This is a genomic window from Niveispirillum sp. KHB5.9, assembly GCF_048066115.1.
Lineage (GTDB): Bacteria > Pseudomonadota > Alphaproteobacteria > Azospirillales > Azospirillaceae > Niveispirillum.
The window spans coordinates 102628-122280 of sequence record NZ_JBLTYX010000014.1 but is presented as its reverse complement, the minus strand read 5'-3'; the positions used below and the strand labels follow the sequence as shown (position 1 = coordinate 122280).

Below are 19653 nucleotides of genomic sequence, written 5' to 3'. Positions count from 1 at the left end.
GCCCCCTCAAACCCGATGATACGGATGCCCCGCCAATATCTGCTGGGCGCGATACACCTGCTCGGCCAGCATGCCGCGCACCATCATGTGCGGCCAGGTCATGGGGCTGAAGGCCAGCACCAAAGCCGCCTTCTGCCGCACCGACGCGTCCAGCCCGTCGGCACCGCCGATGACAAAAGCGATGTCGCCCACGGCGGCGTCGCGCCACTGGCCCATGCGGGCGGCGAATTCCTCCGACCCCATCATACGGCCACGCTCATCCAGCGCCACGATGGTGGCGCCGCTGGGGATGGCGGCCAGCAGCAGCTCGGCCTCCGCCCGCTTCAGCTCATCGCCTTCCAGCCGCTTCTTGGTTTCCACCTCGCGCAGCTGGAACGGCCAGCTGAGGCGGTCCCTGTATTCCTCGAACAGGTCGCGGGCCGGGCCCGGCTTGGCCTTGCCGACGGCGGCCAGCCAGATGCGCATTACTGCGCCGGCCCGCCGTCGAAATCGGCCGTCAGCGACTTCAGCGACGCCGGCGGTTCCACGCCCCACATCTTCTCTATGCAGTAGAACGCGCGCACTTCCGGGCGGAACAGGTGGACGATGACGTCGCCCGAATCCACCAGCACCCAATCGCACTGCGGATAGCCTTCGGGATTGCCGGCATGGATACCCAAATCGCGCAGGCGGCGGGTCAGGTGGTCGGCCATGGCGCCCACCTGGCGGGCCGACTTGCCCGTGGTGATGACCAGATAATCGGCCATGCTGGTCTTGCCGCGCAGGTCGATCTTGACCGTGTCCTCGGCCAGATCCTCTTCCAGCACGGACAGGATCAGTTCAAGGGTGCGCTCCGGCATATCCTCCACGGCGACGGTGCCGGGGGCCGGTTGGTTGGACTGCTCTGCGCTCACGATCTGGTTCACCGACTTCATTCCTCAAGGACCTGTGGCACCCAGCCCCTGCCGGATCGCCGTCGCCGAAGCGGGGTGCAGGGGGACGTCCAGGAAGATCCAGGCCGGCGGCTTCAGGTCGGCCAAGCCGCCCGCTTGCCGCGTATCTACACGCGCAATGGCAAAACGCCGGGAAGCCTTGCCGCCCAGCGCAAACGTAGAATAGGGATGTCTGGGGAAGATCGCAACCGGCACGCTGTCGAAAATCCGGGTCCAGTCGCGCCAGCGCGGCACCTGGACCAGGTTGTCCGCCCCCATCAGCCAGACGAATTTCGTAGCCGGAAAACGCCCCTTCAATGCGGTCAGCGTGTCCACCGTATAGCGGGTGCGCAGCCTGGTTTCGATATCGCTGACCACGATGCGCGGATGGTTGGCCACGGCCCTGGCACCGGCCAGCCTGTCCGCCAGTTTTCCCATCCCGTCCAAGGGCTTGAGCGGGTTCTGCGGGCTGACCAGCCACCAGACCTGATCAAGGTTCAACGCCCGCAGCGCCATCTCCGACATGTGCCGGTGGCCCGCATGCGCCGGGTTGAACGACCCGCCCAGAAGGCCCACGCGCAGGCCCCGCCACAGGGTCCCGGCCCCGGGTTTCGGCGGGGTGGGACAGCGGCCGTCATGCGCGGCGGGCAGGGCAGGGGGGCGGTCAGGGCCGCGTATGCCCATCGCCCCGCACCACATATTTATAGCTTGTCAGCTGTTCGGCCCCCACCGGACCGCGCGCATGCAGCTTGCCAGTGGAAATCCCGATCTCCGCCCCGAATCCGAATTCCCCGCCATCGGCGAACTGGGTTGAGGCATTGTGCAGGACGATACCGCTATCCACCCGCGCCAGGAACCGCTCGGCCGCAATCGCATCCTCGGTGACGATGCTGTCGGTATGGTGGCTGCCATGGCGGCCGATATGGTCGATGGCCTCATCGACATCGCCCACCACCTTCACCGACAGGATGGCGTCCAGATATTCGGTATCCCAATCCTCATCGGTGGCCGGCTTCACCCGCGCATCCAGTGCCTGCACGGTGGCATCACCCCTGATCTCGCACCCGCCCTGGATCAGATCGTCCAGGATGGCCGGCAACTGGCTGGCCACGATATCCTTGTGAACCAGCAGCGTCTCCGCCGCCCCGCAGATGCCCGTGCGCCGCATCTTGGCGTTCAGCACCACCTTGCGGCCCTTGGCGGCGTCGGCCGCCTTGTCCAGATAGACATGGCAGATGCCGTCCAGATGATAGATCACCGGCACCCGGCTCTCCGCCGCCACCCGGCCGGTCAGCGACTTGCCGCCGCGCGGGATGACCACATCCACCCAGCGCGTCATGGTCAGCAATTCACCCACGGCGGCGCGGTCGGTGGTGGGCGGCATCAAGATGGCGTCGCGCGGCAGCCCCGCCGCGTCCAGCCCTTCATGCAGGGCCGCCAGGATACAACGGGCAGAATGGAAACTCTCCGACCCGCCGCGCAGGATGGCGGCATTGCCGGATTTCAGGCACAGGCCCCCGGCATCGGCCGTCACATTGGGCCGGCTTTCGAAGATGATGGCGATGACGCCCAGCGGCACCCGCACCTTGGTGAACTGCAACCCGTTGGGCCGTTCCCAGCGTTCCAGCACGGCGCCCAGCGGGTCGGCCCGGTCCGCGATTTCCTCCAGCCCCTTGGCCATCGCCTCCACCCGCCCCGGGTTCAGCGTCAGCCGGTCCAGCATCGACGGCGACAGGCCCTTCTGCGTGGCCGCATCCATGTCCACGGCATTGGCGGCCAGCAGGTCGGCCATCCGCGCCCGCAATGTGGCTGCCGCCACGCGCAGCGCCTTGTCGCGCGCCTCGGCTGGCGCCATCGCCACGATCGCGGACGCGGCGCGGGCACGGCGGCCCAGCGCGTCCATGATGTCGGCGATGCTCTGGCGGTCGATGCTGTCCATGGCGGAGGTTCCGTTTAAGAAGGCGGATGAAGCCTACATCGTTGGGTCAGGGGTTTCATCCCTGACGGAACGATGCCGGCCATGCTATAGCGGTGTCTATGTCGATCAGCGCCATCCCCAGCACCCCGCCCGACCTGACCCGCGCCGGCCTTGAAGGCTTCACGGATGCACAGGCAGCACTTGAGGTCGCCGCCGCCGTCGTGGCCAGCGGCAATGCCGACCCCGCCGTGATCCTGGACGTGAAACAGGCGGAAGTGGCGGCCACCATCAGCGCGTCGGTGATGAAAGCCGACCAGCAGAATTTCCAGCGGCTGCTGGATATCCTGGCTTAACCGTCCAACCATCCATTCCGTCATCCCGGCGCAAGCCGGGACCCAGGGGCCAAGTGCCCAACCGTTCCGCTGCCTACAGCAAGGCAGGTGGAGGCGTTCGACCTGTGGCCCCTGGGTCCCGGCTTGCGCCGGGATGACGGGGGTAGGGTTCCTACTTCAAACTACCGCAGAACCGCTGGATGCGCGTGCAGGCTTCCTCCAGCACGTCATTGCTGGTGGCGTAGGAGATGCGGAAGAACGGTGACAGGCCGAAGGCCGCGCCATGCACCACCGCTACGCCCTCGGCTTCCAGCAGCTCCGACGCGAAATCCTCGTCCGTCTCGATGACCTTGCCGGTCGGTGCCGTCTTGCCGATCGTGCCCGCGCAGGACGGATAAACGTAGAAGGCGCCTTCCGGGTTCGGGCAATGCAGGCCGGCGGCCTGGTTCAGCATGGAGACCACCAGGTCGCGGCGACCCTGGAACACGGCGGCACGTTCCTTGATGAAACCCTGCGGACCGTTCAGCGCCTCCACGGCGGCGGCCTGGCTGACGCTGGTCGGGTTGCTGGTCGACTGGCTCTGGATGATGCCCATGGCCTTGATCAGTGCCTTGGGGCCTGCCGCGTAACCGATGCGCCAGCCGGTCATCGAATAGGACTTGGACACGCCATTGACCGTCAGGGTGCGGTCATACAGCTCCGGCACGACCTGGGCGATGGTGGTGAACTTGAAATCATCGAAGACGAGATGTTCATACATGTCGTCGGTCATGATGTAGACCTGGGGATGGCGCAGCAGCACCGCGCCCAGGGCCCGCAGTTCCTCACCCGTATAGGCGGCACCCGTCGGGTTGGACGGGCTGTTCAGGATCAGCCACTTGGTCTTCGGCGTGATGGCGGCTTCCAGGTCGGCGGGCAGCAGCTTGAAGCCGTTTTCCGCCGGGCAGGGAACGGAAACCGGCGTACCCTCGGCCAGTTGCACCATGTCGGGATAGGACACCCAGTATGGGGCGGGGATGATCACCTCGTCACCCGCGTTCAGGGTGGCCATCAGGGCATTGTACAGCACCTGCTTGCCGCCCACGCCCACGCTCACCTGGTCCGGGGCATAGGTCAGGTCGTTCTCGCGCGCGAACTTGGCGCAGATCGCCTTCTTCAGTTCGGGCGTGCCGTCCACGTCGGTATAGCGGGTCTGGCCGGTTTCGATGGCGCGGATGCCGGCGGCGCGGATATTCTCCGGCGTGTCGAAATCGGGTTCACCAGCGCCCAGACCGATCACATCGCGGCCGGCGGCTTTCAGCGCGCGGGCCTTGCTCGTCACCGCGATGGTGGGCGAGGGCTTGATGCGGGACAGGCGGTCGGCAAGGAACGACATTTATTCACCCATGGTTGGGACGGCCCGAAATGGGACACATTATGACCGGGGAGGGACCTTAAAGCGGTCGATCATTGTCGCCAAGTTCGGGATTGTTATAGGACAACCGCGTTTTGGGCAGGGGTGGCGGCAGCCTTGCGGGTGCAATCACAGCCTGCGCACGGGTGACATCCCGGCCATATTGGGTTATTCCCCATCCATGCTGACGGAACTTGCCACATGGCTGGGGGTCGCGGTCGTCGACCTGATCACCTTTGCGGCGATCACCCTTGTGGTGATCACGCTGGTGATCACCTTCGCGCTTTCGGTGAAGCCCAAGCGCCTGAAGGCCCCCACCCTGAAACAATATAACGCCGAGCTCTTCAAACGCCGGATCGAGCTTGAAGAGCTGTCCTACCCGATGCTGAACGACATCAAGATGGGTGGCGGCAAGGCCGGGACCATCCGCATCGACCATGTGATGCGCCTGCCGGCCAGTATCCTGCTGATCAATTCCGCCCCGCCCGACGTGGCGGGCCAGGTGCGTTGCAACCAGAATGCCGGGCAGTGGAAATATGTGAAGTCCGACCATACGGTCGGCACCTTCATCAACCCGGTTCTCCAGCTCCATCCGCTGATCAGTGCGGTGCGCAGCCGGTTCCCGCTGATCCGCGTGCGCGTGCTGTGCGTGTTTCCGCGTCAGGCGGATTTCGGCGGCCGCGCGGTGAAAACCGCCTGCCTGCCCGAAGATCTGGTGAAGATGATCCGCGAAATGGCGGCGGAGGACGGCACCCCGCAGCAGGCCATGGACGCCGCCTGGGACAGCCTTTCCGTGGCGCTGCGCCAGGGCAGCGGGGCGTCGGAGAGTAACAGCAACGAAGGCAAGCGCCGGGCGGGGTGACGCCCACCGGTGCTGCCAACCAACTCTTCTCGCGCGAGAACGATAGCTATCTCAACAACTTGCTCAACCGTCATCTTCGCGAAAGCGGGGATCCAGCAAGAGCGGCGTCTGCCGCGATATGAGTCATATCGGCGCTGACCGCGCCTGACGCTGGATTCCCACTTGCGTGGGAATGACGGTGGATGCAGGGGAAGCGTCTACCGTTCCTCACTCCGTCTCGCCGCCATCCTGGGCGATGTCGTCGGCCAGTTCGCCGGCCATTTCCGCGAACAGCTCGGCATCGGCCTGCAGGCCGTTGGCCTCACAGATGCGCATGAAGACGCGGTAGCCGTGCAGGATGGCGACGTCCAGCGCCATCTGGTCGCCTTCCTCGCTGTACCGGTCCTTGATGTTCTGCTCTTCCAGCGTGCCGAGAATATCCATCTCGGCTGCCTTCAGGACGGCTTCCATCGCCTGCTTGTGAAGTGTGGACATGGGTCCGTTCCTTAAAATGACTTGGGATTTCGGGGTGCAATACCCCGCAACTGGCCGCTTCATACCATCGAATGGCGGCGGCGCAACCTATTGCTTGTCACTACAGACCAGCTTGCCCGGCCCGATCGGCCGGCACAACCGCTCAATTGCGCAGGTTCATGGCCTGCGGCTTGCGGGTCTTGCGGTTGATCTCGACGTCATATTGCAGCCACTGCCCCTCTTTCAGGGTGGCCATACCGATATGCTGGACCGCGGAGATATGGACGAACACGTCCTCACCGCCATCCTCGGGCGTGATGAAGCCAAAGCCCTTGGCGCTGTTGAACCATTTGACGGTGCCGGTGGGCATGGGTCTTCTCCCCCATAAGGTCGTGATGCTGGCCGCGAACATGGTCGTTCGCGTTTGTGAATGCAAGGGACCTTACACCTGTTCCCAGTGATCGAAATCGATCACTGGGCCTGAGTCGCTTGCGGCGCCATCCGGCGCCTTGGCTACGCCGCATGTGCGGCGCGGCGGCAGTCGCCGCCGTACCAATGCTCAATGAGTAGAACTCATTGGGCATTGGTCTTAACCCGCCCCCGCCAGCAGGTCACCCTCGGCATTCTCCAGCGGGTCGGGCGCATTGGGATCACCCGCCGCCGTTTCCTGGCCCAGATGCGGCAGGCCGATGGACCGCAGGCCGCCGATCAGCGTCCGCTGCACGATCACGCCCCGCTGTTCCATATAGGACAGAAGACGGCGCGCCCGGCCGGGCGATCGGCTGCCGCAGGCCCGCGCCACTTCGGCATCCGACGGGCAGGGGGATTTGGACAGGGCGGCACGGGCCAGCAGCAGGAACACGCCCTGCATATCCTCCGGCAGGGTCTTGGCGGCCTTTTCGGCCTCCGTCCAGGCGGGATCGTCGGCCCCTTCCGCATCCACCCCGGCGCGGATCACCGACAGGCGGCGGCGGAAGGCCGGCATGTCCAGCGTTTCCCCGCGCAGCCGGTGGATGCGGCAGCGGACCAGGAAATCCTGATACAGCACTGCATCGGTGCGGAAGGCCGCGTCCGGATCGGACAGGACCTGACGCAGCACCTCGTCCAGCTTCTCGTCATTCTCCGCCGCCTCGAACAGCGACGGTTCGGGGTTCAGCGCGGCGGTGGCCGCCATTTCCGCCTGCCGCTGCCCGGCCAGCCGCAAGGCGGCATTGATGTCGGCCGGCGGCGGGGGCGGGGCACGGCGCAGGGGCACCGGTGCGGACAACTCATCGGCCGATGGCGTCAGGATCAAGTCACGGGCATCGACCGGCGCCTGATCGGGCAGGGGCATCAGCTTCGGGCTGCCGCCACGTCCCACCGTCTCCACCGCCCCCACCTTGATGGGCAGCGGCCGGCGCGATACGGCCGGGCCCAGGGCCACGAAATGCCCGCGCTGCAAATCACGGAACATCTCCGCCTGCCGCCGCTCCATGCCCAGAAGGTCGGACGCGCGGGCCATGTCGATGTCGAGAAAGGTGCGGCCCATCAGGAAATTGCTGGCCTCGGCGGCAACATTCTTGGCCAGCTTGGCCAGGCGCTGGGTGGCGATGATGCCGGCCAGCCCGCGCTTGCGCCCACGGCACATCAGGTTGGTCATGGCACCCAGGCTGGCCTTGCGCGCCTCGTCCGACACTTCACCGGCGGCGGCTGGCGCGAACAGCTGCGCCTCATCCACCACCACCAGCATCGGATACCAATGGTCGCGCTCGGCATCGAACAGCCCCCCCAGGAAGGCGGCGGCCAAACGCATCTGCCCCTCGATATCCGCCCCTTCCAGGCTCAGCACGACGGAGACGCGGTGCTGGCGCACGCGGGCGGCCACTTTCTGCAGGCTCTGTTCAGTATGCTGGGCGGCATCGACGACGACATGGCCGAACTTGTCGGCCAGGGTGACGAAATCCCCCTCCGGATCGATGACGCATTGCTGCACCCAGGGGGCGGACTGTTCCAGCAGGCGGCGCAGCAGGTGCGACTTGCCCGACCCGGAATTGCCCTGCACCAGCAGGCGGGTGGCCAGCAGTTCCTCCAGGTCCATCGTGGCGGCGCGACCTTCCGCCGTCAAACCCATGTCGATGCCGACCTGCATCCCGAACCGATCCTGCTGAACGAAGTGGAACGGCTCTATAGCGCAGGTGGGGCGGGGAGGGAACCCGGCATCAGGAGCCGGCACCCGCCGGCTTGCTCTCCTCCCCCATCGGCAGGATGAGCATCTGGGTCATGCCGCCCCGCACGGCCAGGAAGCTCCAGCTTTCGCCAAGGCGTCGCCCGGCTAGGTTGAGGCACCCCTCCTCCGCCGCGGCCGGCTCGGTCTGCCGCGTGCACAGCAGATGGCCGGACACCATGCGCCAGCTGCCCTTGCGGACATCGCCCGGCCGCATCACCGCCAGCCGGCCGACGGGGCGCATGACATAGGAACCATCGGCCTGGAACCGCTGCTCGCTGGTGCCGTCGTCGTTGGAGATCATCAGCAGCTTGCCGGCCATGTCCAGGGCGGCGGCCGGTGCCTGCGCGCCGGACGGGGCGGCCAGGATGATGGCGGAAAGGGCCAATGCCGTCAGGCGGATGGGAAACCGCACCGCTTTCATGACCGTCTCCTCCCCGGGACCGGGACCCTTACAGGAGATTACAGCAACTGCGGGTTGGCAAGCCCATTTCCGTCATCCATCGGCTCCACATCCACCGCCACCAGCACGCCATGGCTGCCGCCGCCCAGAATGACGCCGCGCAGGGGGCAGACATCGTCATAGTCGCGGCCCCAGGCCAGCGTCAGATGGTCGGTGTCGCACTGGCGCCCGTTGGTCGGGTCCAGGTCGATCCAGCCCTCATCCGGCCCGCACCAGACCTGCACCCAGGCATGGCTGGCATCCGCGCCCTTCAGCTTTTCCTTGCCCGGCGGCGGCAGGGTGCGCAGGTAACCGGAGACATAACGTGCCGGCAGGCCCATGGCCCGCAACGCCCCGATCATCAGATGCGCGAAATCCTGGCAGACGCCGCGCCGCTTGGTCAGCACTTCCGAAATCGGCGTGCTGACGGTCGTCGCCGTGGGGTCGAAGCTGAAATCGGCATGGATGCGTTTCGTCAGTTCCAGCGCCCCTTCGCCCACCGGCCGCCCGGCCGGGAAGAAGGTGGCGCCGAACAGGGTGAGTGCCGTGTCGGCCAGTGGCACCCGCGCCGACGGGCGCACGAATTCCGCCGTTTCCGCCTGCGTCGCGGCCAGGGCCGCCACCTCTTCCCAGACGGGCGTGGCGGTGGGCTCGAAGGGCGGCGGCGGTGCCACCGTCAGCTCGATCTCCGCCGTCACCACCAGTTCGCGATGCGGCGTGTTCAGGGCGGCATAGGTGGCGGGATTGCCGAACCAGTCATGCCGCTCCGTCACCACGCCCGGCCAGGGCAGGATGGACAGGGTGGCCATGTGGCTGGTCTGGCGCGGATGGGCGCGCGGGGCCAGATGGGCCAGCATGTGGGCGCTGGTCACCGTGTCGCCATAGCTGTACCGGGTGACGTGCCGGCAATGATAGCGCACGGGTGCGCGCAGCGTTTCCGCCGCGTCCCCCAAGCTGTCGTCATTACGTCGTGCGGGCAAAGACATGGCTGAAATAGGCCTGACTCAGCAGGTTGGAGATTTCGGGCAGCAGCCGGCCCAGCCGGTCGGTCAGATCGGCCAGCGCCGTCGGGTCGCGGGTGGGCTGCGGATCGGTCACCATATGGGCGGCGGTTTCCAGCAGGTCCTGGGCCAGCTTGGTCGGGCTGACCTCCAGCAGATCGCCGCCGATGGGCGGCAGGCTGCGCAGCTGGCGCTGCACGGTCTTGATCTGGAAGGCCAGCGAGCGCGGATGATCATCATCGGCCAGCAGCAGCGACAGCACCGGTTCGCGCCGGATACCCACCGGATGGCGGTCGCGATAGGCGGCACCGGCAGCGGCCAGTTCCAGCAGGACGGACAGCGACGCCACCGTCCCCGCCGTGCCCGGCCCCAGCCCGCTGCCATTGAAGGCGCCGACAATGCCGATGGCGCGTTCCAGCCGCCGTCCCAGCACCAGGAAGCGCCAGGCCGGTCCGCGCGACATGCCGTCCAGTTCCAGCCCGATCAGGCTGGCCAGCAGGCGCGACAGTTCGTCCAGATGCAGATGCATGCCGGCCGGATCGGTCTTCATCGGCTTGGCCGCGACATTGCCCAGCACGGTCAGCACCCGGCTGAATTCCCCCGGCAGCCGGTCGCGCACGCCGGCGGCGGCCCGGCGCAGCCGTTCCATGGTGGCGCGCATGCCGCCGGGATTGGCCGGATCGGCCACGATCTCCAGCGCCTGGCGCATGCCGCGCACGGCATCGGCCTGCGGCAGGCCCGCTATCTCCAGCGGGATCATGCCGCCGAACCCCATCAGCCGCAGCAGCGGCACCAGCTCCTCCTCCGCCCCCGGATGGGCATCGTCGGACAGGCGGCGGGCGGCGGAGCGCAGGGTGCGGACGGCGGCATCGGCGCGTTCGGCATAGCGGCCGACCCAGAACAGGTGGTCGGCGGCGCGCGAGGGCAGGTCGCCGGCGCGCGGACCGCTGTCGCCGCCGCCATCGGGCATCACGGTGGCCGTGCCCCGGCGCCGCTGCGGCTGGCCCAGGCTGGCGCCCACGATCCACACATCCTTGGCCCCTGCACCGGTCTGCAACGTCACCGATGCGAACCGCTCATCGGCTGAAATGCGGGCCAGCCCGCCCGGCATCACCATCCAGTCGCCGTCCGGCGTGGCGCAGGCGAAGGCGCGCAGCACCAGGGGGCGCGCCACCTTCTTGCCATCGCGCCAGACCGGTGCCGTGGAAGGGACGACGGGTTCCTGCGCCACCCAATCCTGCGGCCGGCGGCGCAGGCTGGATGTCAGCTCGGCCCGCGCGGCGGCGTCCAGCTCCGGGCCGAAGGTGGTGCGGTGCCCCATGGAGGAATAGGCCGGGCGGAAGACCAGCCGGTCCAGCCCCGCCACCATCTCCGCCCGCTGCCGCGCATCTCCGCCCCAATAGCTGGGCACATCGGCCAGCAGCGGCGCCTCGCCCAGCATGTGGCGGGTCAGGCTGCCCATCCAGGGCATCAGGGCGACGCTGTCGGTCAATCCGCTGCCCAGGCTGTTGCACACCGCGACATTGCCGGCACGCACCGCCTCCACCAGCCCCGCGACGCCCAGCGCGCTATCGGGGCGCAGTTCCAGCGGATCGCAGAAATCATCATCGACGCGGCGCAGGATGACGTCGATCCGTTCCAGCCCGCCCAAGGTCTTCAGGTATACGGCCTGATCGCGCACCGTCAGATCCGCCCCTTCCACCAGCGTCAGGCCCAGATGGCGCGCCAGGAACGCATGCTCGAAATAGGCCTCGTTCAGGGGCCCCGGCGTCAGCAGCACCAGCCGCGGGCAGCCATCCGGACCCGACCGGCGTGGGGCCAGATTGATCAGGGTCTGGCGCAGCTGCTCGAAGAAGGGAGACAGCCGCTCGACATTGCAGCCGCGGAAGGACTGGGCCAGCGTCTGACTCATCACCACCCGGTTTTCCAGCGTGTAGCCGGTGCCCGTGGGGGCCTGCGTACGGCTGGCCAAAACCCGCCAGATGCCGTCGCTGTCGCGCACCATGTCGGTGGCCACCAGGGTCAGGCGCGATCCCGGCGGCAGTTCCATGCCATGGCAGGCGCGCAGGAAACCCGGATCGCCCAGCACCAGGGCCGGCGGCAGCATGCCGTCGCGGATCAGGGTCTGGGCCCCGTAAAGATCGGCCAGAACCCGGTCCAGCAGGCGGGCCCGCTGGCGCAGCCCCTCGGCGATCATCTGCCATTCCGACTGCGGCATCAGCAGCGGGATCGGGTCCAGCGGCCAGGGTCGGTCCACGCCCTGCGGGTCGGCATAGGCGTGATAGGTCACGCCGTTCTGGAACAGGAGCCGCCGCCCCGCGTCCCAGCGTTCCTCCATCGACGCGCTATCGGCGGCACCGGACGAGATGAAGGACTGCCAGTGCGCGCGCACATGCCCGTCGCCCGTGACCATCTCGTCCCAGGGTTCCGCAGATGTGCCCGCGCTGCCGCGGGGATTATCAGCCAAGGCGTAGGTCAAGGGTCAGCGGGAACTCGGGGTTTCTAATCTCCACCGGGGCCGCCATCGGTCCCGGCGTATGGCCGAACGGGAAGAACCTGGCCAGCCGCCGCCCCTCCGCCTCGTTGGCATTGACCGGGAAGGTGGTGAAGTTCCGCCCGCCCGGATGCGCCACGTGGTAGGAGCAGCCGCCGATGGAGCGTCCCGTCCAGCTGTCCACGATATCGAAGATCAGCGGCGTATGCACGGGTATCGTGGGGTGCAAACAGTTAGGTGGCTGCCAGGCGCGGTACCGCACGCCCGCCACGAACTCGCCCTGCGTGCCCGTGGGATGCAGGGGAACCTTGCGTCCGTTGCAGGAAACGATGAAGCGGTCGTCCAGTGCGCCGGACAGTTTCACCTGCACGCGTTCCAGGCTGCTGTCCACGAAGCGGACGGTGCCGCCGCCGCCCGGCTCCTCGCCCAGCACGTGCCAGGGCTCAAGTGCGGTACGCAGTTCCAGGGTCAAGTCGCGCTGGCTGACATGGCCCAGGGTGGGGAATCGGAAATTGATGTGGGGCTTGAACCAGCCCTCATCGAACGCGTAACCCGCGGCGCGCAGGTCGTTGACCACGTCCTGGATATCCTGCTGCACGAAATGCGACAGCATGAAGCGTTCATGCAGCTTGGTGCCCCAGCGCACCAGCTTGCCCCGGTATGGCTGCTTCCAGAACCAGGCGATCAGCGTGCGCAGCAGCAACTGCTGCACCAGGCTCATCTGCGCATGCGGCGGCATTTCGAAGCTGCGCAGTTCGACCAGGCCCAGGCGGCCCGTGGAACTGTCGGGGCTGAACAGCTTGTCGATGCAGAATTCGCTGCGGTGCGTGTTGCCCTGCACATCGACCAGCAGGTGGCGCAACGCGCGGTCCACCAGCCAGGGTGGGCAGTTGGCCCCGGCATCGTCCAGGACCTTGAAGGCGATCTCCAGCTCGTAAAGGCTGTCATGGCGCGCCTCGTCCACGCGCGGATGCTGGCTGGTCGGGCCGATGAAGGTGCCGGAGAATAGGAACGACAGGGCAGGGTGGTTCTGCCAATAGGTCAGCAGCGAGCGCAGCACATCCGGCCGGCGCAGGAACGGGCTGTCGGCCGGGGTCGGCCCACCCACCACGACATGGTTGCCGCCGCCGGTGCCGACATGCCGGCCATCCAGCGCGAATTTCTCCGTGGCCAACCTTGTCTGCCGCGCATCCTCGTACAGATCGTTGGTGTTGCGCACCAGCTCGTCCCAGCTGGATGCCGGGTGGATATTCACCTCGATCACGCCGGGATCGGGGGTGACGGCGATGCTGTCCAGGCGCGGGTCCTTGGGCGGGCCGTAACCCTCCAGCACCACGGGCATGTCGGTTTCCACGCACGCCGCCTCGATGGCCGCGATCAGTTCCACCCAATCCTCAAGATACGATGTGGGCGGCATGAAGATATAGAGCCGGCCGTTGCGCGGCTCCACGCACAGCGCGGTACGCACCACCCACCAGGCCGACTGGCCCCGGTCGGGCACGGACTCGCGGACGTCGGCCATGCGGTTGCGCAGCTCGCGCGGTTCCGTATTGCCCTTGTTCACCGACATCTGCTGGCTAATGTCCTCGTATGCCGGCAGGGGCGTGCGCGGGTCGAACGGGTCCTGTTCGTAATGGTACGGATACTGCGCCGGCGCCACCCAGGGCAGGGACCCCAGCGGCAGGCGATAACCCACGGGGCTGTCGCCCGGTGCCAGCAGCAGCTTTTCCGACCGCGTCGCCCAGGCCGACGACAGCCAGACCGGCCCCGTCGCCTCATGCCGGCGGTTCAGCGGCAGGGCAAAGCCGATCGGCTGGTCCAGCCCGCGCTCGAACACCCGGGCCAGCCGGGCACGCTCTTCCTCATTCTCCAGCTTGCTGTCGAACGGATCGACATTCACCGGCAGCTTGCGTTCCTTCTGGATGTAGTGCCAGGGGTCCTCGAACGCGGCGCGGGCATAGTCGGCCGGTATGCCCAGCTTTTCCGCCAGTGTCCTGATGTACCGCTCGGCATGGTCGGCCTTGAAGCCGTAATCCCGGCTTTCGTCCGCTTGATATTCCTCATGCGTCCACAGCGCGTCGCCATCCTTGCGCCAGTAAAGCTGCAAGGCCCAGCGCGGCAGGCTTTCGCCGGGATACCATTTGCCTTGGCCGAAATGCAGCAGCCCGCCCTGGGCGAAACGGCGCCGCAGCCGGCGGATCAGGTCGCCGGACAGCAGGCGCTTGGTGGGGCCGAGCGCGGCGGTGTTCCACTCCGCCCCTTCCATATCGTCGATGGAAATGAAGGTTGGCTCACCGCCCATGGTCAGACGGATATCGCCGGCCACGATCTCGCGATCCACCTGTTTGCCCAGCGTGTCGATGGCCGCCCACTGCTCGGGCCAATAAGGCTTGGTGGTGCGCGGCTGTTCCCGGATGCGGGTGACCGACATCGTATGTTCGAACGACACCTCGCACTCATCCAGACCGCCGGTGACCGGGGCGGCGCTGAACGGGTCGGGCGTGCAGGCGACGGGGATATGGCCCTCGCCGGCCATCAGGCCCGATGTCGGATCTAGCCCGATCCAGCCGGCACCGGGCAGATACACCTCGCACCAGGCGTGCAGGTCGGTGAAATCCGCCGTCGGCCCCTCCGGCCCTTCCAGCGGCTTCTGGTCGGCGACCAGCTGGATCAGGTATCCCGACGCGAACCGCGCCGCCAGGCCCAGATGGCGCAGCGCCTGCACCATCAGCCAGGCGCTGTCGCGGCACGACCCGGTGCGCTTCTCCAGCGTCTCCTCGCAGCTCTGCACCCCCGGCTCCAGCCGGATGACATAGCCGATGGCCTGCTGCAGCTTGGAATTCAGCCCCATCAGGAAATCGACGGTCGCCTTCTCGGACCGGTCGATCTCCGCCAGGAAGGAAGACAGGGCCGGGCCCGCCGGTTCGGTCTCCAGGAACGGCTTCAGATCCTTCGCCAGCAGCGGGTCATAGGTGAAGGGGATCTTTTCCGCCGCCGGTTCCAGGAAGAAGTCGAACGGGTTGATGGCCGCCATGTCGGCTACCAGATCGACCTCCAGCGTGAATTCCGTGGTCTTTTCCGGAAACACGAACCGGGCCAGCCAGTTGGATTGCGGGTCCTGCTGCCAGTTCAGGAACTGCTTCTTCGGCGTGACCTTCAGTGAATATGAGAGGATCGGCGTGCGGCAATGCGGCGCTGGACGCAACCGCACGATCTGCGGGCCCAGGTTCACGGGCCGGTCGTAGCGGTAGATGGTCTTGTGGTTCAACGCGACATGAATACCCATTCGCCCCTGTCCCCCACCTTTTCCCTGGCCGCCAGATGACGGTGCGATGACGGTACCACCAATCGGGGAACGGGTTAAGCTGCGTTGCAGCAATTGTTCGAAGGCCCAAGGAAGCTGCGGCTTCCCGGCCGCCACATTCCCGCCCTTCATTTCTGCATGCTGTGCGCTGGCGGGGGTTCGGTGTAGGGTGCCGGATACCTTCGCGGATCATTGCGATTCCGTGACGGTTGCGTCACGCCCGGATATAATCGATCAAGTTTGGAAAAATGAACGTTTTCAAAGACTTCGAAGCCACGATCCATGATGCGCTGCACCAGCTGGTCGGCGCTGGCGACCTGCCGTCCGGGCTGGACTTCTCCCGAATCACGGTCGAGCCGCCGCGTGATCCCAGCCATGGCGACGTGTCCACCAATGCCGCGATGATCCTGGCCAAGCCGGCGGGCAAGCCGCCACGCGTCATCGCCGATGCCCTGGTCGCCCGGCTGAAGGGCGGGGCCAATGTCACCGACGCCTCGGTCGCCGGCCCTGGTTTCGTCAATCTGCGCATCGATACCGGCCTGTGGCTGTCGCGTCTGGCCGACGTGCTGAATGAAGGGGCCGGGTTCGGTGCCAGCACCCTGGGCGCCGGCCGCCCGATCAATGTCGAATATGTCTCGGCCAACCCCACCGGCCCCATGCATGTCGGCCACACGCGCGGCGCCGTCGTCGGCGACGCGCTGGCCCGGCTGCTGATCAAGGCCGGCTTTGACGTCACTCAGGAATATTACATCAACGATGCCGGTGCCCAGGTCGATGTCCTGGCCCGCTCCGCCCATCTGCGCTACCGCGAGGCGTTCGGGGAGACGATCGAGATCCCCGCCGGCCTCTATCCGGGCGACTATCTGGTTCCGGTCGGCCAGGCGCTGAAGGAATTGCACGGCGACAAGTATTTGAAGGCGGATGAGGCGGAATGGCTGCCGCTGTTCCGCGAATTCGCTGTCGCGCAGATGATGATCCGCATCAAGGAGGATCTGGCGCAGATGGGCGTGAAGCATGATGTCTTCTCGTCCGAACGTGCCATCGTCGATGCCGGTGCCGTCGATCTGGCGCTGAAGACGCTGGAGGATCAGGGCCTGATCTATACCGGCGTGCTGGAGCCGCCGAAGGGCAAGAAGCCCGATGATTGGGAGCCGCGGCCCCAGACCCTGTTCCGCGCCAGCCAGTTCGGCGACGATGTCGACCGCCCGCTGAAGAAGTCGGACGGTTCCTACACCTATTTCGCCAACGACATCGCCTATCACTATGACAAGTTCCGCCGGGGCGGCGGCGACCTGATCGACGTGCTTGGCGCCGACCATGGCGGCTATGTGAAGCGCATGCAGGCCGCCGTCACCGCCATCACCGGCGGCAAGGGCGCGCTTGACGTCAAGATCTGCCAGCTGGTCAACCTGATGGATGACGGCCAGCCGGTGAAGATGTCCAAGCGCGCCGGCCGTTTCGTGACGCTGCGCGACATCGTGGATGAGGTGGGGGCCGGTGTCGTCCGCTTCATCATGCTGACGCGGCGCAACGACCAGTCCCTGGATTTCGACGTGACCAAGGTCACGGAGCAATCCAAGGAAAACCCCGTCTTCTACGTGCAGTACGCACATGCCCGCTGCCATTCCGTGCTGCGCCATGCGGCCGATGCCGGGGCCGACCTGGCTGCCCCGTCGCTGGCCGGGGCCAATCTGCTGCGGCTGTCTTCGGATGAGGAAGTGGCCATCGTCAAGCAGATGCTGTCCTTCCCCCGCATGGTGGAAGCCGCTGCCGACGCGCATGAGCCGCACCGCGTCGCCTTCTATCTCTACGATCTGGCCTCCTCCTTCCACGGGTTGTGGAACAAGGGCAAGGACGACGCGTCCATGCGCTTCCTGATCGAAGGGGACGCCGAACTGACCCGCGCGCGTCTGGCGCTGGTGACATCCGTGGCCCAGGTCATCGCCTGCGGCCTGGACATTCTGGGCGTGGAGCCCGTCAAGGAAATGCGTTGAGGTGATGGTCCCATGACCTATTACGACGACGAGGACGATAACGGCCCGCAGAACCCGCCGCCCCCGGCGGGTCGCCAGCCGCCGCGCGCCGATTTCCGCGCCGATCCCAGCTTCAGCCCGCGCGCCGGCTATCAGCCGCCACAGGCACCGGCCCCGCAGGACCCGTACGCGCAAGCCCCGCATCTGGACCAGCATCCCTCGGCTGAAAGGCACCCGATGGATGATTATGTGCAGCCGCAGCGTCATGCCGCCCCGCCGCCGCAGGCCCAGTCGCCGGTGCCGGACCCGGAACCCCATCTCGATCCCGCCGCCGCCGGCTATCGCGCCCAGGCGCCTTCCCAGGACGGCTATGATCCGCATTACGGCTATCAGCAGGGACATGCGGCCCAGCAGGCCCAGGACGCCTATTACCAGGATTACGAGCAGCAGCATCAGGGCTATTACCAGGCCCCACCGCCGCGCCGCCGCAACCTGCTGAATATCGGCATCATCGCCGGTGCAGTCGTGGTGTTCGGCGGCATCATCTTCTACGCCTATAACCAGGGCATGCGCGCCGGCACGGAAAGCGTGGCGCCCATCCTGCGCGCCGATACCAGCCCCACCAAGATCCGTCCGGATCAGCCGGGCGGGCTGGAAGTGCCGCATCAGGACAAGCTGGTCTATGACCGGCTGAACCCCAGCGGCAATACCCCGCCGGGTGAGGTTGAACGCCTGCTGCCCCCGCCCGAGACACCGATGGAACGCCCGCGCGCCGAAACGGTGGAACCGGCAGAGGATATGCCGATGGCGGAGGAGGGCGAAGGCCAGGTCTCCGCGATGCGTGAGGCGCCGGCCGAACCCGCCTATCAGCAGCCCGCCCCGCAGCCGGCACCCAGCTACGCCCCCCCCGTGGCCCCGCAGCAGCAGCCGGCCCGCACCACGACCCCGCCGGCCCAGCAGCCGCAGCAGCTTCTGCCGCAGCACCAGCAGTCGGCCCCGGCGGCGCAGAAGCCGGTGACCCAGGCGCTGGTGGCACCGCCGCCGGCCGCTTTGGCGCCGAAGCCCGCCACGCCGACCCCGGCCCCCGCCGCCGCTGTCACCGCTCCGCCCAAGCCCGCCACCGGCGGTGCCGCCGTGCGCGTGCAGGTGGCCGCCGTGGATAGCGAGGGCAAGGCGGCGGCCGAATGGCAGCGCCTGCAGCGTAAGTTCGCGGGGGAACTGGGGGGCCTTTCCATGCGCACCGTGCGCGCGGAACTGCCCAAGGGCATCTTCTACCGTATCCAGGGTGGCCCGGTGGACGAGGCGCGGGCCAAGCAGATCTGTGCCACCATGGCGGCGCAGGGTGCGGGGTGCAGCATTGTCCGCTGACATCGCCGCCCTTGTCCTGGGCTGTGAAGGCACCGTCCTGTCGGCGGCGGAGCGGGATTTCTTCCGCGACGCCAACCCGCTGGGCTTCATCCTGTTCCGCCGCAATGTCGACAGCCCCGATCAGGTCCGCGCCCTGGTGGCCGACCTGCGGGCCAGCGTCGGCCGCCACGCCCCCATCCTGATCGACCAGGAGGGCGGGCGCGTGGCCCGGCTGCGCGGCCCGCACTGGCCGGAACTGCCGCCGGCCCGTGCCGTCGGCGACATTGCCGATCTGGATGCGGCGGGTCAGGCCGCCTGGCTGCATGGCCGCCTGCTGGCCGCGATGCTGGCCGACCTGGGCATCGACGTGGATTGCGCGCCCGTGGCCGACGTGCCGGTGCCCGGCGCGCATGATGTGATCGGCGACCGGGCTTTCGCCATGGACCCGTCCCGCGTCGCTCGTCTGGCCGGCGCCCAGGCCGCCGGCCTGCTGGCGGGCGGGGTGCTGCCCGTTGTCAAGCATGTGCCCGGCCATGGAAGGGCGTTTGCCGACAGCCACAAGGAACTGCCCGTCGTCCACACGAAGCGGGCGGAACTGGAAGCCTGGGATTTCGCCCCCTTCAAGGAACTGGCGGGCCTGCCCGCCGCCATGGTGGCCCATGTCGTGTTCACCGACATCGACCCGGCATTGCCGGCCAGCGTCTCGTCGACCGTGATCGCCGACATCATCCGTGGCCATATCGGCTTTGACGGTCTGCTGTTCTCCGACGATCTGTCGATGCAGGCTTTGTCCGGCACGCTGGGGCAGCGTACCGCGGCCGTGTTGGCCGCCGGCTGCGACGTGGCCCTGCATTGCAACGGCCAGATGGTGGAGATGCTGGACGTTGCGGCCAATGCCCGTGCCCTGGACGATGCCGCCATGCGCCGGTGGACGACCGCGTCGGCTCTTGTGGCAGCCGCCCCGCCAACCGATATCAATGCCTTGCGGGCCGAGTTCGATCGGCTGCTGGCGGGGTGAGA

At 67.2% G+C, this 19653-nt stretch carries 17 protein-coding genes; 5 read left to right on the top strand and 12 right to left on the bottom strand.

Going from position 1 to position 19653, the window contains the following annotated elements; all coding sequences use genetic code 11:
- Nucleotides 1-6 precede the first annotated feature (6 nt).
- The 4 genes from rlmH to ACM9HJ_RS21055 are packed head-to-tail and all read right to left on the bottom strand — an operon-like array spanning nucleotide 7 to nucleotide 2850.
- Nucleotides 7-465: a 23S rRNA (pseudouridine(1915)-N(3))-methyltransferase RlmH gene (gene rlmH / locus ACM9HJ_RS21070; RefSeq protein WP_416573726.1), complete on the bottom strand. Its 459-nt coding sequence runs from the start codon at nucleotides 463-465 to the stop codon at nucleotides 7-9.
- Nucleotides 465-905 carry a ribosome silencing factor gene (rsfS, locus tag ACM9HJ_RS21065; RefSeq protein WP_416573725.1) on the bottom strand — a complete coding sequence of 147 codons (441 nt, stop codon included), beginning with the start codon at nucleotides 903-905 and terminating at the stop codon, nucleotides 465-467. Before rsfS ends, rlmH begins: the two co-directional genes overlap by 1 nt.
- A gap of 12 nt (nucleotides 906-917) precedes the next feature.
- Nucleotides 918-1595: a nicotinate-nucleotide adenylyltransferase gene (locus ACM9HJ_RS21060; RefSeq protein ID WP_416573724.1), complete on the bottom strand. Its 678-nt coding sequence runs from the start codon at nucleotides 1593-1595 to the stop codon at nucleotides 918-920.
- Nucleotides 1576-2850: a glutamate-5-semialdehyde dehydrogenase gene (locus tag ACM9HJ_RS21055; protein WP_416573723.1), complete on the bottom strand. Its 1275-nt coding sequence runs from the start codon at nucleotides 2848-2850 to the stop codon at nucleotides 1576-1578. The genes ACM9HJ_RS21060 and ACM9HJ_RS21055 overlap by 20 nt, the downstream gene beginning before the upstream one ends.
- Nucleotides 2851-2948: 98 nt before the next feature.
- On the opposite strand from ACM9HJ_RS21055, the gene ACM9HJ_RS21050 reads away from it, so the two are divergent.
- Entirely contained in the window at nucleotides 2949-3182 is a 234-nt protein-coding gene (locus tag ACM9HJ_RS21050) for a hypothetical protein (protein WP_416573722.1), read from the top strand.
- Between the two features lie 151 nt (nucleotides 3183-3333).
- Here the strand turns inward: ACM9HJ_RS21050 and ACM9HJ_RS21045 are convergent, their stop codons facing one another.
- Nucleotides 3334-4536 (bottom strand): pyridoxal phosphate-dependent aminotransferase, encoded by a 1203-nt coding sequence (locus tag ACM9HJ_RS21045; protein WP_416573721.1) that lies wholly within the window; start codon nucleotides 4534-4536, stop codon nucleotides 3334-3336.
- A 199-nt stretch (nucleotides 4537-4735) separates the two neighbouring features.
- On the opposite strand from ACM9HJ_RS21045, the gene ACM9HJ_RS21040 reads away from it, so the two are divergent.
- Nucleotides 4736-5416, top strand: coding sequence for a nuclease-related domain-containing protein (locus ACM9HJ_RS21040; protein WP_416573720.1), 681 nt, complete (start codon nucleotides 4736-4738; stop codon nucleotides 5414-5416).
- 207 nt (nucleotides 5417-5623) lie between these two features.
- On the opposite strand, the gene ACM9HJ_RS21035 is transcribed toward ACM9HJ_RS21040, so the two are convergent.
- From ACM9HJ_RS21035 to ACM9HJ_RS21005, 7 genes are all read right to left on the bottom strand, one after another.
- Entirely contained in the window at nucleotides 5624-5890 is a 267-nt protein-coding gene (locus ACM9HJ_RS21035) for a hypothetical protein (RefSeq protein ID WP_416573719.1), read from the bottom strand.
- 142 nt (nucleotides 5891-6032) lie between these two features.
- Nucleotides 6033-6239: a cold-shock protein gene (locus tag ACM9HJ_RS21030; protein ID WP_416573718.1), complete on the bottom strand. Its 207-nt coding sequence runs from the start codon at nucleotides 6237-6239 to the stop codon at nucleotides 6033-6035.
- 219 nt (nucleotides 6240-6458) lie between these two features.
- The gene (locus ACM9HJ_RS21025) at nucleotides 6459-7997 is read right to left on the bottom strand and encodes a helicase HerA domain-containing protein (RefSeq protein ID WP_416573717.1); all 1539 of its coding nucleotides are present in this window, start codon (nucleotides 7995-7997) and stop codon (nucleotides 6459-6461) included.
- A 70-nt stretch (nucleotides 7998-8067) separates the two neighbouring features.
- The gene (locus ACM9HJ_RS21020) at nucleotides 8068-8496 is read right to left on the bottom strand and encodes a hypothetical protein (protein WP_416573716.1); all 429 of its coding nucleotides are present in this window, start codon (nucleotides 8494-8496) and stop codon (nucleotides 8068-8070) included.
- Nucleotides 8497-8534: 38 nt separating this feature from the next.
- On the bottom strand, nucleotides 8535-9500 hold the full coding sequence (locus ACM9HJ_RS21015) for a transglutaminase family protein (RefSeq protein ID WP_416573715.1): 966 nt from the start codon (nucleotides 9498-9500) through the stop codon (nucleotides 8535-8537).
- Nucleotides 9478-11982 (bottom strand): circularly permuted type 2 ATP-grasp protein, encoded by a 2505-nt coding sequence (locus ACM9HJ_RS21010; protein ID WP_416573714.1) that lies wholly within the window; start codon nucleotides 11980-11982, stop codon nucleotides 9478-9480. The genes ACM9HJ_RS21015 and ACM9HJ_RS21010 overlap by 23 nt, the downstream gene beginning before the upstream one ends.
- Nucleotides 11975-15295, bottom strand: coding sequence for a DUF2126 domain-containing protein (locus ACM9HJ_RS21005; protein ID WP_416573713.1), 3321 nt, complete (start codon nucleotides 15293-15295; stop codon nucleotides 11975-11977). Before ACM9HJ_RS21005 ends, ACM9HJ_RS21010 begins: the two co-directional genes overlap by 8 nt.
- Nucleotides 15296-15561: 266 nt before the next feature.
- On the opposite strand from ACM9HJ_RS21005, the gene argS reads away from it, so the two are divergent.
- From argS to nagZ, 3 genes are read left to right on the top strand one after another with little or no spacing between them, the layout of a single operon-like run.
- Nucleotides 15562-17307, top strand: coding sequence for an arginine--tRNA ligase (gene argS / locus ACM9HJ_RS21000; RefSeq protein WP_416573712.1), 1746 nt, complete (start codon nucleotides 15562-15564; stop codon nucleotides 17305-17307).
- Nucleotides 17308-17319: 12 nt separating this feature from the next.
- Nucleotides 17320-18654 carry an SPOR domain-containing protein gene (locus tag ACM9HJ_RS20995; RefSeq protein ID WP_416573711.1) on the top strand — a complete coding sequence of 445 codons (1335 nt, stop codon included), beginning with the start codon at nucleotides 17320-17322 and terminating at the stop codon, nucleotides 18652-18654.
- The gene (gene nagZ, locus ACM9HJ_RS20990) at nucleotides 18644-19651 is read left to right on the top strand and encodes a beta-N-acetylhexosaminidase (RefSeq protein ID WP_416573710.1); all 1008 of its coding nucleotides are present in this window, start codon (nucleotides 18644-18646) and stop codon (nucleotides 19649-19651) included. Before ACM9HJ_RS20995 ends, nagZ begins: the two co-directional genes overlap by 11 nt.
- Nucleotides 19652-19653 lie beyond the last annotated feature (2 nt).

Bases quoted from the DNA above. Each gene is read 5' to 3' on its own strand.
- rlmH (WP_416573726.1), bottom strand. From the start codon at position 465: ATGCGCATCTGGCTGGCCGCCGTCGGCAAGGCCAAGCCGGGCCCGGCC.
- ACM9HJ_RS21060 (WP_416573724.1), bottom strand. From the start codon at position 1,595: ATGGGCATACGCGGCCCTGACCGCCCCCCTGCCCTGCCCGCCGCGCAT.
- ACM9HJ_RS21055 (WP_416573723.1), bottom strand. From the start codon at position 2,850: ATGGACAGCATCGACCGCCAGAGCATCGCCGACATCATGGACGCGCTG.
- ACM9HJ_RS21050 (WP_416573722.1), top strand. From the start codon at position 2,949: ATGTCGATCAGCGCCATCCCCAGCACCCCGCCCGACCTGACCCGCGCC.
- ACM9HJ_RS21045 (WP_416573721.1), bottom strand. From the start codon at position 4,536: ATGTCGTTCCTTGCCGACCGCCTGTCCCGCATCAAGCCCTCGCCCACC.
- ACM9HJ_RS21040 (WP_416573720.1), top strand. From the start codon at position 4,736: ATGCTGACGGAACTTGCCACATGGCTGGGGGTCGCGGTCGTCGACCTG.
- ACM9HJ_RS21035 (WP_416573719.1), bottom strand. From the start codon at position 5,890: ATGTCCACACTTCACAAGCAGGCGATGGAAGCCGTCCTGAAGGCAGCC.
- ACM9HJ_RS21030 (WP_416573718.1), bottom strand. From the start codon at position 6,239: ATGCCCACCGGCACCGTCAAATGGTTCAACAGCGCCAAGGGCTTTGGC.
- ACM9HJ_RS21025 (WP_416573717.1), bottom strand. From the start codon at position 7,997: ATGCAGGTCGGCATCGACATGGGTTTGACGGCGGAAGGTCGCGCCGCC.
- ACM9HJ_RS21020 (WP_416573716.1), bottom strand. From the start codon at position 8,496: ATGAAAGCGGTGCGGTTTCCCATCCGCCTGACGGCATTGGCCCTTTCC.
- ACM9HJ_RS21015 (WP_416573715.1), bottom strand. From the start codon at position 9,500: ATGTCTTTGCCCGCACGACGTAATGACGACAGCTTGGGGGACGCGGCG.
- ACM9HJ_RS21005 (WP_416573713.1), bottom strand. From the start codon at position 15,295: ATGGGTATTCATGTCGCGTTGAACCACAAGACCATCTACCGCTACGAC.
- argS (WP_416573712.1), top strand. From the start codon at position 15,562: ATGAACGTTTTCAAAGACTTCGAAGCCACGATCCATGATGCGCTGCAC.
- ACM9HJ_RS20995 (WP_416573711.1), top strand. From the start codon at position 17,320: ATGACCTATTACGACGACGAGGACGATAACGGCCCGCAGAACCCGCCG.